Raw genomic sequence first — 13393 nt, 5'->3', positions numbered from 1 at the left:
ATAACGCGAGCGATCACTCGTGTTTGCCAGTCTATGGCAATGGACGGCCCCCGCGACCTGCCGGGAAGCGAGAGCGGGGGCCACGGTGAAGGGGACACCGCGTGATGTCCGAAGTCAAGAATTCGGCCCCGCCGCGCACCGGCAAACGGGACGGAAGCCCAGGTCGCGGGCCGGGTGCGGGCGGGGGATGGACCCGGTTCACGACCGCCCGGCCCCGGCTCACCCTGCTCGTCGCGCTCGTCCTCACCGCCCTCGCGGTCCTCGCCGGCGGCGGGGTCGCCGACCGGATGGGCAGCGGCGGGTGGGAGGACCCGGCGGCCGAGTCCAGTTACGCCACGGGGGTCCTGGAGCGGGAGTTCCCCGGCTCCCAGCCGAACCTGCTGCTCCTCGTCGACGCGGGGAAGGCCGGGGTCGACGACCCCGCCGTCGCCGCCGAGGCCCGCCGGCTCACCGAGCGGCTGGCCGCCGAGCCCGGCGTCGAGGGCGTCGGCTCCTACTGGGCCGGACGCTCGCCCGCCCTCCGGTCCGAGGACGGCACCAAGGCCGTCGTCGCCGCCCGGATCGCCGGCGAGGAGAAGGCCGCCGGCGAACTCCTCGACCGCATCGCCCCCGCCTACCGGGGCAGCCACGGCCCCGTCGACGTCACCCTCGGCGGCGGCCTTGCCGTCCGCCACGAGATGCAGACGATCATCCAGGAGGACCTGCTGCGGGCCGAGCTCATCGCCCTGCCCGTCACCCTCGTCCTGCTCGTCATGGTCTTCGGCAGCGCCGTCGCCGCCCTGCTGCCGCTCGGCGTCGGCATCGTCGCCATCCTGGGCACCAACGCGGTGCTGCGCGGCATCACCGAGTTCACCGACGTCTCCGTCTTCGCGCAGAACCTCACCACCGCGCTCGGCCTCGGCCTCGCCATCGACTACGCGCTCTTCGTCGTCCGCCGCTACCGCGAGGAGCTGGCCACGGGCGCCGCGCCGCACGCCGCCGTCCGCACCACCCTGCGCACCGCCGGGCGGACCGTGCTCTTCTCCGCCCTCACCGTCGCCGTGTCGCTCGCCGCGATGCTCGTCTTCCCGCAGTACTTCCTGCGCTCCTTCGCGTACGCGGGCATCGCCGTCGTCCTGCTCGCCGCCGCGGCCGCCCTCACCCTCCTGCCGGCCGCCCTCGTGCTGCTCGGCGACCGCGTCAACGCCCTCGACCTGCGCCGGCTCCTCCGCCGCCGCGCCCCCGCACGGGACGCGGGGGACGTGCGGGCGGCCGGGGACGGCGGGCGAGCCAGGGACGGCGGGGAGGCCGGGAAGGCCGCCGGCTGGACCCGGACGGCCGGGCTGGTGATGCGCCGGGCCCCCGCCTTCGCCGTCCTCACCACCGCCGGCCTCGTGCTGCTCGGACTGCCCTTCCTCGGCGTGAAGTTCGGCACCGCCGACGACCGGCAGCTGCCCGCCGACGCCTCCTCCCGGATCGTCCAGGAAGAGCTTCGCGCCGGCTTCCCCGGCGACCCCGGCGGCACCCTCACGATCCTCGCCGAGGGCCCCGCCACCCCCGCCGAGTACGGGGCCTACCGCGAGCGCGTCGCCGCTCTCGACGGCGTCGTGCGGGTCGACGGCCCCGTGGTCTCCGGCACCGGCGCGGACACCCGCGCCTACTACAGCGTCGTCCCCGACGGGCCCGCCGTCGGCGACGCGGCCCAGCGCGCGGTCGGCGAACTGCGCGCCGCCGACGCCCCCTTCGCCACCTCCGTCACCGGCCAGGCCGCCGTCCTCGTCGACTCCAAGGACGCCATCGCCGACCGGCTGCCCTGGGCCGCCGCCGTCATCGTCCTCGTCACCCTGCTGCTGGTCTTCCTGCTCACCGGCAGCGTCCTCATCCCCGTGCAGGCCGTCGTCCTCAACGCCCTCAGCCTCACCGCCATGTTCGGCGCCGTCGTCTGGGTCTTCCAGGACGGACACCTGTCCGGCCTGCTCGGCTTCACCGCCACCGGCGACATCGAGACGACCCTGCCCGTCCTCATGTTCTGCGTCGCCTTCGGCCTCTCCATGGACTACGGCGTCTTCCTGCTCTCCCGCATCAAGGAGGAGTACGACGCCACCGGCGACCACGAGGGCGCCGTCCGCTTCGGCCTCGCCCGCACCGGCGGGCTCATCACCGCCGCCGCCGTCATCCTCGCCGTCGTCATGATCGCCATCGGCACCTCCCGGGTCACCAACACCAAGATGCTCGGCCTCGGCGTCGCCCTCGCCGTCGTCATGGACGCCATGGTGGTCCGCAGCCTCCTCGTCCCCGCCGTGATGAAACTGACCGGCCGCCTCACCTGGTGGGCCCCCGCACCGCTGCGCCGCTTCCACGACCGCTTCGGCATCAGCGAGTCCGACGACGAGCCGCCCGCCCCCGGGGCCGGCGCCCCGGAGGAGATACCCGAGCCGGTCGGCGCCCGGGGATAGCCCCGGACACCGGCCCCCGGACGCGGGCCCCCGGACACCGGCCCCCGGACGCGGCGCGGCGCCGCCCCCGGACTCCACCGGAGGACGGCGCCGCGCGGGCGGACGGACCCGGGTCAGTCGCGCCGCGCCCGGTTTCCCGGACGGCTCGCGACCCAGGCGCGGACGGTGTCCGCGTACCAGAAGGGCTTGCCGCCCTCGACGTGGTCGGGCGGCGGCAGCAGCCCGTGCTTCCGGTAGGACCGCACCGTGTCCGGCTGCACCCGGATGTGCGCGGCGATGTCCTTGTACGACCAGAGGCTTCTGTCCGTCATGCCTGTACCTCCCTCACGCCCCGTGCCGCGCAGCGGTGGCGGGGGGTGCCGTTCGGGGGCGCTGCGGGCGGTGGCGTCGGTGATCACTGAGCCTGTGCCCGCTGAACGACCCGGTCGGACGGCCGGGAAGCGGCTGTCGAACGCCTGTGACACGGAACCCGCGTAACCGCGACATGCGTGACGCGGGCGCGACCGCCGTGACAGAAGTGACGAACGGTCACAGCGGCGCGCCCGCGTGCGTCCGGAGGCGCCGGGGGCCCGCTGCCCGGCGGCCGGCTACAGGCCGCAGGAGCGGAGGTAGTCCCGGGTGCGCAGGGCGATCGGGTAGGGCGCGTCCGGCTCGCACGGGTACATGTCCTGCTCCACGATCGCGAAGAGGTCCACGTCCAGCGCCGCCGCCGCGGCCAGCACCGGCTCCAGGGCCGGCACCCCCGACGGCGGCTCGCACATCACGCCCCGCGCCACCGCGGGACCGAACGGCAGGCCCTCGGCCCGTACCGCCGCGAGCACCGCCGGATCCACCTGCTTCAGATGGAGGTAGCCGATGCGCTCCCCGTAGGTCTCGATCAGCTTGACGCTGTCCCCGCCCGCGTACGCGTAGTGCCCGGTGTCCAGGCACAGCGCGACCGCCTCCGGGTCGGTGGCGTCCAGGAAGCGGGTCACGCTCTCCTCGTCGTCCAGGTGCGTGTCGGCGTGCGGATGGACCACGATCCGCAGCCCGTACCGCTCCCGCACCTCACGGCCCAGACGCTCCGTCAGCGCCGTCAGGTCCCGCCACTGCTCCGCCGTCAGCACCCGGTCCTCCAGGACCTCGCCGGTCCTGTCGTCCCGCCAGAAGGAAGGGATCACCACCAGATGCCCGGCGCCCATCGCCTGGGCCAGGGCCGCGTTCTCCGCGACGTGCGCCCAGGTCCGCTCCCACACCGCCGGCCCGTGGTGCAGCCCGGTGAAGACCGTGCCCGCCGACACCCGCAGCCCGCGCCGCGAGGTCTCCTCGGCGAGCACCGCCGGATCGGTGGGCAGATAGCCGTACGGACCCAGCTCGATCCACGCGTAGCCGGCCCCCGCCACCTCGTCCAGGAACCGCTGCCACGGCACCTGACGGGGGTCGTCGGAGAACCACACCCCCCAGGAGTCCGGGGCGGAACCGATCCGGATGCGGGCGGGCGACGGGGGCGACGGCGGCGACGGCTTCGTCATGCCAGCCACCTTGACCGCGCCCCGGAGCAGCGTCAAGACAGCCGCCGGACGCGCCGGGCATCCGTCCGAATGTCCGGACATGTCGTTGACACGCCTCCCGGCGGACGGCTAGACCTGGGAAGGGACGCCGGAGGCGAGAGGTGGCACGGGTGGAGTCGGAGCCGTACGACCTGATCACCATGGGGCGGCTCGGCGTCGACCTTTACCCCCTCCAGAGCGGCGTGGACCTCGACCGGGTCGAGACGTTCCGGCGCTTCCTCGGCGGCTCCCCGGCCAACGTGGCGGTCGCCGCCGCCCGCCTCGGCCGCCGTACCGCCCTGATCAGCCGCACCGGCGCCGACGCCTTCGGCCGCTACCTCCGGCGCGAGCTCGACGCGTTCGGGGTCGACAGCCGCTGGGTCACCGAGGTCCCCGACCACCCCACCCCCGTCACCTTCTGCGCCCTCTTCCCGCCCGACGACTTCCCGCTCACCTTCTACCGCCGCCCCAAGGCCCCCGACCTGGAGATCCACCCGCACGAGCTGGACCTCGACGCCCTCCGCGCCGCCCGCGTCCTGTGGACCACCGGCACCGGCCTCAGCGAGGAACCCAGCCGCGCCGCCACCCTCGCCGCCCTGCGGGCCCGCGCCGGCCGCGCCCCCACCGTCCTCGACCTCGACTGGCGGCCCGCCTTCTGGCCCGACCCGGCCACCGCCCGCCCCCTCTACACCGAGGCCCTGCGGCACGCCACCGTCGCCGTCGGCAACGCCGAGGAGTGCGAGGTCGCCACCGGCGAACGCGACCCGGAAGCCGCCGCCCGCGCCCTGCTCCGGCTGCTCGGCCCCGGCACCCCCGGCGACCTCGCGGGCGGGCCGCTCGCCGTCGTCAAACGGGGGCCCGAGGGAGTCCTCGCGCTCGCCGCCGACGGGCGCCGCGCCGTCGTGCCGCCGCTGCCGGTCGAGGTCGTCAACGGGCTCGGCGCCGGCGACGCCTTCGGCGGCGCCCTCGTCGACGGCCTCCTCGCCGGCCTCCCGCTGGAGGAGACCCTGCGCCGCGCGAACGCCGCCGGCGCCCTCGTCGCCGGCCGCCTGGCCTGCGCCCCCGCCATGCCCGAGCCCGCCGAGATCGACCGCGCCCTCGCCACCGGCTCGGCCACCCTCCCGCCCCGGCGCCCGCAGCCCGCCCCCTCCCGCTGACCGCACCCCACGAACCCCCGTACGCCCGCACCCGCCCCGCGACGCCCGCCCCGCCGGGCGCCCTCCCGCCAAGGACGACCCACGGTGACGACCACCCGCCGCCTCCACCTCCCCGCCGGCGCCGCCGCCCGGGGGCCCTACGCGCTGGACATCGACCCCGGGGCGGCCGGATGGAGCCGTTCCGCGCTCCGGGTCCTCGACCTGCCGGCCGGCGGGAGCCACGCCTTCGACAGCGCGGACGCCGAATGGGTGGTGCTTCCGCTCGCCGGGGGCGGTACCGTGCGCGTCGACGGGGAGCTTTTCGAACTCGGGGGCCGTGAGAGCGTGTTCGCCTCCGTGACCGACTTCGTCTACGTACCGCGCGACGCCCACGCCCAGATCGCCTCCGGCGCGGGAGGCCGCTTCGCTTTGGCAGGAGCGAAGTGCGAGCGACGACTCCCCGCCCGCTACGGCCCCGCGCCGGAGGTCCCCGTCGAGGACCGCGGCAGCGGCGACCGCGCCCGCCGGGTGCGGAACTTCGCCTCCGCCGACGCGTTCCCCTGCGACCGGCTGATCGCCGTCGAGGTCGTCACCCCCGGCGGCCACTGGTCGTCCTACCCGCCGCACAAGCACGACGAGCACCGCCCCGGGACCGAGTCCGTCCTGGAGGAGATCTACTACTACGAGATCGCGGACCCGCGCGGCTACGCCTACCAGCGGATCTCGCCCTCGCGGCCGGGCGGCGCCGACCTCCTCGCCGAGGTCCGGCACGGCGACGCCGTCCTCGTCCCCGACGGCTGGCACGGCCCCTCGATCGCCCAGCCGGGCCACGACCTCTACTACCTCAACGTCATGGCGGGCCCCGGCCCCGAACGGGAGTGGAAGATCAGCTTCCACCCGGATCACACGGAGGGATACCAGTGAGGCTCACCGTGGCACAGGCCCTGGTCCGCTTCCTCGCCGCTCAGTACGCCGAACGCGACGGCGCCCGGCACCGGCTCATCGCCGCCACCTGGGGCATCTTCGGCCACGGCAACGTCGCGGGGATCGGCCAGGCGCTGGTCGAGGAGGACGGCATGCCGTTCCACCAGGGCCGCAGCGAACAGGCCATGGTGCACGCCGCCGTCGGCTACGCCCGCCAGTCGAACCGGCTCTCCGCGCACGCCGTCACCACCTCCATCGGCCCCGGCGCCACCAACCTCGTCACCGGCGCCGCCCTCGCCACCGTCAACCACCTCCCGGTCCTCCTCCTGCCCGGCGACACCTTCTCCGGCCGCCCCGCCGACCCCGTCCTCCAGCAGCTCCAGGTGCCGTCCGCGGGCGACGTCTCCGTCAACGACTGCCTGCGCCCCGTCTCCCGCTACTTCGACCGGATCGTCCGCCCCGAAGCCCTGATCCCCGCCGCCCTGGAGGCCATGCGGGTCCTCACCGACCCCGCCGCGACCGGCGCCGTCACCCTCGCGCTCCCGCAGGACGTGCAGGCCGAGGCGTACGACTGGCCCGAGGCGTTCTTCGCCGAACGGACCTGGCGGATCCGCCGCGCCGCACCCGACGAGGCCGAACTCGACGCGGCCGTCGCGGCGATCGCCGGGGCCGACCGGCCGCTGATCGTCGCCGGCGGCGGCGTCCGGTACAGCGCCGCCGAGGACGCCCTCGCCGAGTTCGCCTCGCTCACCGGCATCCCCGTCGCCGTCACCCAGGCCGGCAAGGGCGCCCTGCCCCACGGCCACCCCCAGGACGTCGGAGCCGTCGGCCACACCGGCACCGCCGTCGCCGACCACCTGGCCCGCACCGCCGACGTGGTCCTCGGCGTCGGCACCCGATGGACCGACTTCACCACCGCCTCCGGGACCCTCTTCGGCCACCCCTCCGTCCGCTTCGTCAACCTCAACACCGCCGCCTTCGACGCCCACAAGCAGGCCGCCCTGCCGCTCGTCGCCGACGCCCGCGAGGGCCTCGAACAGCTCCACGCCCTCCTCGACCCGCACCACGTCCCCGCCCACTACGTCCACGAGTACGCCGAGGAGAAGCTGCGCTGGGAGGCCCGCGTCACCGCCGCCTACGCCACCCCCGACGAGGACGCCCGCCCCACCCAGACCCAGGTCCTCGGCGTCCTCGACACCCTGGTCGACCACCGCGACATCCTGATCAACGCCGCCGGCTCGCTCCCCGGCGACCTCCACAAGCTGTGGCGGACCCGCTCCCGCGACCAGTACCACGTCGAGTACGGCTACTCCTGCATGGGCTACGAGATCCCCGCCGCGATCGGCGTCCTCCTCGCCGCCCCCGGCCGGCCCGTCTGGGCGCTCGTCGGGGACGGGACGTACCTGATGAACCCCACCGAGATCGTCACCGCCGTCCAGGAACGCCTGCCGCTGCGGCTCGTCGTCCTCCAGAACCACGGGTACGCCTCCATCGGCGGCCTCTCCGAGGCCGTCGGCGCCGAACGGTACGGCACCGACTACCGGCAGCGGACCGCCGGCGGAGACTTCACCGGCCCCCCGCTCCCCGTCGACCTCGGAGCCAACGCGGCGTCCCTCGGGATGCGGGTGCTGCGCCCCCGCACCATCCGTGACCTGCGGGAAGCCCTCGCGGACGCGCGGGCCGCCACGGATCCCACATGTGTCTACGTCGAGACCGAAACGGCAGACAGTGTGTCGGGCGCGCCCCCGGCGCAGGCGTGGTGGGATGTGCCCGTGGCCGAGACGTCGACCCGCCCGTCGGCGGTCAAGGCCCGCGAGGAGTACGAACGGCACGTCACCGCCCGACGCCGCCGGCTCTGAAGGCACCGAAGGCTCTGAAGGAGTAACACGTCATGACGAAGAGCGTGCACCACTGGATCGGTGGCAAGACCGTCGAGGGCACGTCGGGCAACTGGGGCCCGGTCACCGACCCGGCCACCGGCGCCGTCACCACCCGGGTCGCCCTCGCCTCGGTCGAGGAGGTCGACGCGGCCGTCGCCGCCGCGAAGGACGCCTTCGCCACCTGGGGCACCTCCTCGCTGGCCCAGCGCACCACGATCCTCTTCACGTTCCGCGCGCTCCTCGACGCCAACCGCGACGCCATCGCCGAGCTGATCGTCGCCGAGCACGGCAAGGTCCACTCCGACGCGCTCGGCGAGGTCGCCCGCGGCCTGGAGATCGTCGACCTGGCCTGCGGCATCACCACCCAGCTCAAGGGCGAGCTGTCCACCCAGGTCTCCAACCGCGTGGACGTGGCGTCGATCCGCCAGCCCGTCGGCGTCGTCGCCGGCATCACGCCCTTCAACTTCCCGGCCATGGTGCCGATGTGGATGTTCCCGATCGCCATCGCGACCGGCAACACCTTCATCCTCAAGCCCAGCGAGAAGGACCCCTCGCCCTCCCTGAAGATCGCCGAGCTGCTCGCCGAGGCCGGCCTGCCGGACGGCGTGTTCAACGTCGTCCACGGCGACAAGGTCGCCGTGGACCGCCTCCTGGAGCACCCGGACGTCGCCGCGATCTCGTTCGTCGGCTCGACCCCGATCGCCAAGTACATCCACACCACCGCCTCCGCCAACGGCAAGCGCGTGCAGGCGCTCGGCGGCGCCAAGAACCACATGCTGGTCCTCCCGGACGCCGACCTCGACGCCGCCGCCGACGCCGCCGTCTCCGCCGCGTACGGCTCCGCCGGCGAGCGCTGCATGGCGATCTCCGCCGTCGTCGCGGTCGGCGCCATCGGCGACGAGCTGGTCGAGAAGATCCGCGAGCGCGCCGAGAAGATCAAGATCGGCCCCGGCACCGACCCGACCTCCGAGATGGGCCCGCTCATCACGGCCGCCCACCGCGACAAGGTCGCCTCCTACGTGCACGGCGCCGCGGCCGAGGGCTGCCAGGTCGTCCTCGACGGCACCGGCTACACGGTCGAGGGCCACGAGAACGGCCACTGGATCGGCCTCTCGCTCCTCGACCACGTGCCCACCACCGCCCAGGCGTACCAGGACGAGATCTTCGGCCCGGTCCTGTGCGTGCTGCGCGCCGAGACCTACGAGGAGGGCCTCGCCCTCATCAACGCCTCGAAGTTCGGCAACGGCACCGCGATCTTCACCCGTGACGGCGGCGCCGCCCGCCGCTTCCAGCTGGAGGTCGAGGCCGGCATGGTCGGCGTGAACGTGCCGATCCCGGTGCCGGTCGGCTACCACTCCTTCGGCGGCTGGAAGGACTCGCTCTTCGGCGACCACCACATCTACGGCAACGACGGCGTGCACTTCTACACCCGCGGCAAGGTCGTCACCACCCGCTGGCCCGACCCGGCCGACGCCCCCGCCGGCGTGGACCTGGGCTTCCCGCGCAACCACTGACCCCGCGCGGGCGTACGACGGCCCCCGGTGCGCGCAACGCACCGGGGGCCGCCGGCCCGACCGGGGTCAGCCCACGTGCCAGCAGGTGGCGTCGAAGTCCGCCACGTGGACGCTGCCCGCCGAGGCTTCGACCGCGCTGAACCAGCAGCCCTTCACGTCACCGCCGTGCGCGGCGGCGGGGGAGGCGGCGATGAAGCCGACCGCGAGCAGACCGGCCAGAGCGATCGAGATGCGCCGAAGCATGTTCTCTCCTTCGAGTGGGGGGTGGACTCGCCACGACTCTTCGGCACCTCCCGGCCCGCCGCACGCCGGGCGACGCGATCGGGTGGAGCCGTACGGCCGTTCCGGGCGTACCGCGACCGCGGTACGCCCGCCCGCCGCGTACGACTCCAGGAGGCGGCGGATCTCCCTCCCCGGACCGCCGCCGGTCACAGGCGGCCCGCCTAGGCTCGGGGGCATGCGACTCCGACTTCCCCGGTGGGCCGCGGTCACCGCCGTCCTCACCGTCCTCGCCGGCGCCGGCACCTGGACCGCCGTCGCCCGGGACGAACCCCCGCCCGTGCAGCGCGCGGACCGGGCCCTCGACCTCGACGGGGTGCGGATCGACACCTCGTACTTCACCGGCACCGGCTCCGGCCGCCGCCCCGCCGTCCTGCTCGCGCACGGCTTCGGCGGCTCCAAGGACGACGTCCGCCCGCAGGCGGAACGGCTCGCCCGCGACGGCTACGCGGTCCTCACCTGGTCCGCCCGCGGCTTCGGCGCTTCCGGCGGGACGATCGGCCTCAACGACCCCGAGCGCGAGGTCCGGGACGTGCGCAAGCTCGTCGACTGGCTCGCCGCCCGCCCCGAGGTCCTCCTCGACCGGTCCGGCGACCCGCGCGTCGGCGTCTCCGGCGCCTCGTACGGCGGCGCGCTCGCGCTCCTCGCGGCCGGCCACGACCCGCGCGTCGACGCCATCGCCCCGCAGATCACCTACTGGAACCTCGCCGACGCCCTCTTCCCCCAGGGCGTCTACAAGAAGCTCTGGTCCGGGATCCTCTTCTCGATGGGCACCGGCCCCGGCGGCGGCGCCTGCGGGCGCTTCGCCCCGGAGATCTGCGCGCTGAAGGAACGCGTCGCCGTCTCCGGCCGGCCCGACGCCACCGCCCGCGCCCTCCTGGAGTCCCGCAGCCCCTCCGCCGTCGGCGACCGGATCAAGGTCCCCACCCTGATCGTGCAGGGCCAGACCGACTCCCTCTTCACCCTCGACCAGGCCGACGCGATGGCTCGGGCCCTCACCGCCAACGGGGCCCCCGTCGCCGTCGACTGGGCGGCCGGCGGCCACGACGGCGGCGACCGGGAGACCGGGCGGGTCGAGGACCGGATCGGCGCCTGGTTCGACCGCTGGCTGAAGCGGGACGCCTCCGTCGACACCGGCCCCGCCTTCCGGGTCAGCCGCACCGGCGGCGTCGACTCCACCGACGGCCGCGCCACCCTCCGCGCGGCCACCGCCGACCGCTACCCGGGCCTGCGCGCCGGCACCCGCGCCATCCCGCTGGCCGGCCCGCCGCAGCGCTTCACCAACCCGGCGGGCGCCGCCCCGCCGGCCGTCTCCGCCGTCCCCGGGCTCGGCGGCGGCCTCTCCGGCCTCTCCTCGTCCCTCGGCGTCGGCGTCGCCCTCGACTTCCCCGGCCAGCACGCCCGCTTCGACGCGGCCCCGCAGCCGGAGCCGCTGCGCGTCACCGGAACCCCGACCGTCCGGGTCAGGGTCACGTCCACCGCCGCCGACGGCTCCGCGGTCCTCTTCGCCAAGGTGTACGACGTCGGGCCCGACGGACGGCAGCAGGTGCTGCCCGCCCAGCTCGTCACCCCGGTGCGCGTCGAGGACGCGGCCGAGGGCCGGGCGGTCACCCTGACCCTGCCCGCGATCGACCACGAGGTGGAGGCCGGCCACCGGCTGCGGCTGGTCGTCTCGGCCACCGACCTCGGCTACGCCTCCCCGGTCGCCACCGCCGGCTACACCGTCGCCGTCGAGGGCCCCCTCACCGTGCCGACCGCGCCCGCCGTCACCACCCGGGCCGCGGCCCTGCCCTGGTGGGTGTGGGGCCTGCCGCTCGCCGGACTCGCCGTCGCCGCCGTCCTCCTGCTGACCGCCCGCCGCCGCGCGGCGGCCCCGGCGCCGGACCCGGAACTCGCCTCCGTACCCCTCCAGATCACCGGCCTGTCGAAGAAGTACAAGGGCGGCGAACGGTACTCGGTCCGCGACCTCTCCTTCCGCGTCGAACAGGGCCAGGTCCTCGGCCTCCTCGGCCCCAACGGGGCCGGGAAGACCACCACCCTGCGCATGCTGATGGGCCTGATCACCCCCGACGAGGGCGAGATCCGGGTCTTCGGCCAGGCGATCCGCCCCGGCGCCCCGGTCCTCTCCCGGGTCGGCTCCTTCGTCGAGGGCGCCGGCTTCCTGCCGCACCTCACCGGCCGGGAGAACCTGGAGCTGTACTGGAAGGCCACCGGCCGTCCCGCCGAGGACGCCCACGTCGACGAGGCCCTGCGCATCGCCAACCTGGGCGGCGCCCTCGAACGGGCCGTCCGCACCTACTCGCAGGGCATGCGGCAGCGCCTCGCCATCGCCCAGGCCATGCTCGGCCTGCCGGACCTCCTCATCCTCGACGAACCCACCAACGGCCTCGACCCGCCGCAGATCCGAGAGATGCGGGAGGTGATGATCCGGTACGCCGCCGGCGGCCGCACCGTCATCGTCTCCAGCCACCTCCTCGCGGAGGTCGAGCAGTCCTGCACCCACCTCGTCGTCATGGACCGCGGGCAGCTCGTCCAGGCCGGCCCGGTCGCCGAGATCACGGGCGCGGGCGACACCCTGCTCGTCACCCTGGGCGCCCCCGTCCCCGACGCGCTGGTCGAGAAGATCGGCGCTCTGCCGGGCGTCGGCTCCGCGGTCCGCGCCGACGACGGCCTCCTGGTCCGCCTCGACGCCCCGGACGGCGGCGCCGCCGACCCGACCGCGCTGATCGGCGAACTCGTCCGGCTGGACGTCCCGCTGACCGGCGTCGGCCCGCACCGACGCCTGGAGGACGCCTTCCTCACCCTCATCGGAGGATCCGCATGACCGCGACGGCCACCGGCCCCGAGACCCACGCCCCCGGCTACCGCCCCGGGCGCACCCTGCCGCTGCGCGTCGAGGCCCTGCGCCAGTGGAAGCGCCGCCGCACCCTGGTGATGGCCGGGGTGCTCGCCGCCCTGCCCTTCGTGCTGCTCGTCGCCTTCGCGATCGGCGGCCCGGACGCCGACGACCGCGGCGGCCGGATCACCCTCATCGACACGGCGACCGCCTCGGCCGCCAACTTCGCGGCGACCTGCCTCTTCGTCTCCGCCGGTTTCCTCCTCGTCATCCCCGTCGCCCTCTTCTGCGGCGACACCGTCGCCTCCGAGGCCGGCTGGTCCTCGCTGCGCTATCTGCTCGCCGCGCCCGTGCCGCGCGCCCGGCTGCTCGCCGCCAAACTGACGGTCGCGCTCGGCTACAGCGCCGCGGCGCTCTTCCTCCTCCCGCTGCTCGCCCTCGCCGTCGGCGCGGCCGCCTACGGCTGGGGCCCGCTCCAGCTGCCCACCGGCGGCTCGCTCCCGGCGGGGGAGTCCGTCCTCCGGCTGCTCGTCGCCACCTCCTTCATCCTCGTCTCCCAACTGGTCACCGCCGGCCTGGCCTTCTGGCTGTCGACCCGCACCGACGCCCCGCTCGGTGCGGTCGGCGGCGCCGTCGGCCTGACCATCGTCGGCAACGTCCTGGACGCCGTCACGGCCCTCGGCGACTGGCGCGACTTCCTGCCCGCGCACTGGCAGTTCGCCTGGATCGACGCCCTCCAGCCCCGGCTGGAGTGGGGCGGGATGGCGCAGGGCGCGGCGATCTCCGTCACGTACGCCCTGGTGCTCTTCGCGCTCGCCTTCCGGGGCTTCGCCCGCAAGGACATCGTGTCCTGAGCCCCG

The 13393-nt window shown here is 75.0% G+C and carries 10 protein-coding genes; 7 read left to right on the top strand and 3 right to left on the bottom strand.

What is annotated here, in order from left to right:
* The first annotated feature begins 104 nt into the window (after positions 1-104).
* A complete protein-coding gene (locus ACFVQZ_RS14300) occupies positions 105-2435 on the top strand; it encodes an MMPL family transporter (RefSeq protein ID WP_383622085.1) in 2331 nt (776 codons plus the stop codon).
* 113 nt (positions 2436-2548) lie between these two features.
* Here the strand turns inward: ACFVQZ_RS14300 and ACFVQZ_RS14295 are convergent, their stop codons facing one another.
* Together ACFVQZ_RS14295 and ACFVQZ_RS14290 are read right to left on the bottom strand one after the other, a co-directional pair.
* Positions 2549-2746: a MerR family transcriptional regulator gene (locus ACFVQZ_RS14295; RefSeq protein WP_030493979.1), complete on the bottom strand. Its 198-nt coding sequence runs from the start codon at positions 2744-2746 to the stop codon at positions 2549-2551.
* A 276-nt stretch (positions 2747-3022) separates the two neighbouring features.
* Entirely contained in the window at positions 3023-3946 is a 924-nt protein-coding gene (locus ACFVQZ_RS14290; RefSeq protein ID WP_030493980.1) for a TIM barrel protein, read from the bottom strand.
* 179 nt (positions 3947-4125) lie between these two features.
* Here ACFVQZ_RS14290 and iolC point away from each other — a divergent pair, with 179 nt between their 5' ends.
* The 4 genes from iolC (at position 4126) to mmsA (ending at position 9418) form a co-directional block, all read left to right on the top strand.
* Positions 4126-5121, top strand: a complete 996-nt coding sequence (gene iolC, locus ACFVQZ_RS14285; protein WP_383622255.1) for a 5-dehydro-2-deoxygluconokinase — start codon at positions 4126-4128, stop codon at positions 5119-5121.
* Positions 5122-5205: 84 nt separating this feature from the next.
* The gene (gene iolB / locus ACFVQZ_RS14280; protein ID WP_383622080.1) at positions 5206-6024 is read left to right on the top strand and encodes a 5-deoxy-glucuronate isomerase; all 819 of its coding nucleotides are present in this window, start codon (positions 5206-5208) and stop codon (positions 6022-6024) included.
* Complete coding sequence (iolD, locus tag ACFVQZ_RS14275; protein WP_383622251.1) at positions 6015-7883, top strand: 3D-(3,5/4)-trihydroxycyclohexane-1,2-dione acylhydrolase (decyclizing); 1869 nt, start codon at positions 6015-6017, stop codon at positions 7881-7883. Before iolB ends, iolD begins: the two co-directional genes overlap by 10 nt.
* Positions 7884-7915: 32 nt before the next feature.
* The gene (gene mmsA / locus ACFVQZ_RS14270) at positions 7916-9418 is read left to right on the top strand and encodes a CoA-acylating methylmalonate-semialdehyde dehydrogenase (RefSeq protein ID WP_030493984.1); all 1503 of its coding nucleotides are present in this window, start codon (positions 7916-7918) and stop codon (positions 9416-9418) included.
* A gap of 66 nt (positions 9419-9484) precedes the next feature.
* Here the strand turns inward: mmsA and ACFVQZ_RS14265 are convergent, their stop codons facing one another.
* Positions 9485-9661, bottom strand: a complete 177-nt coding sequence (locus ACFVQZ_RS14265) for a hypothetical protein (protein ID WP_321192633.1) — start codon at positions 9659-9661, stop codon at positions 9485-9487.
* A 214-nt stretch (positions 9662-9875) separates the two neighbouring features.
* Here ACFVQZ_RS14265 and ACFVQZ_RS14260 point away from each other — a divergent pair, with 214 nt between their 5' ends.
* Positions 9876-12521: an alpha/beta fold hydrolase gene (locus tag ACFVQZ_RS14260; protein WP_383622075.1), complete on the top strand. Its 2646-nt coding sequence runs from the start codon at positions 9876-9878 to the stop codon at positions 12519-12521.
* Entirely contained in the window at positions 12518-13387 is an 870-nt protein-coding gene (locus ACFVQZ_RS14255; RefSeq protein ID WP_383622072.1) for an ABC transporter permease, read from the top strand. Before ACFVQZ_RS14260 ends, ACFVQZ_RS14255 begins: the two co-directional genes overlap by 4 nt.
* Positions 13388-13393 lie beyond the last annotated feature (6 nt).

Origin of the sequence: Streptomyces sp. NPDC057854 (assembly GCF_042797055.1) — a bacterium.
GTDB lineage: Bacteria > Actinomycetota > Actinomycetes > Streptomycetales > Streptomycetaceae > Streptomyces.
This window is presented reverse-complemented; position numbering and strand designations above follow the sequence as displayed.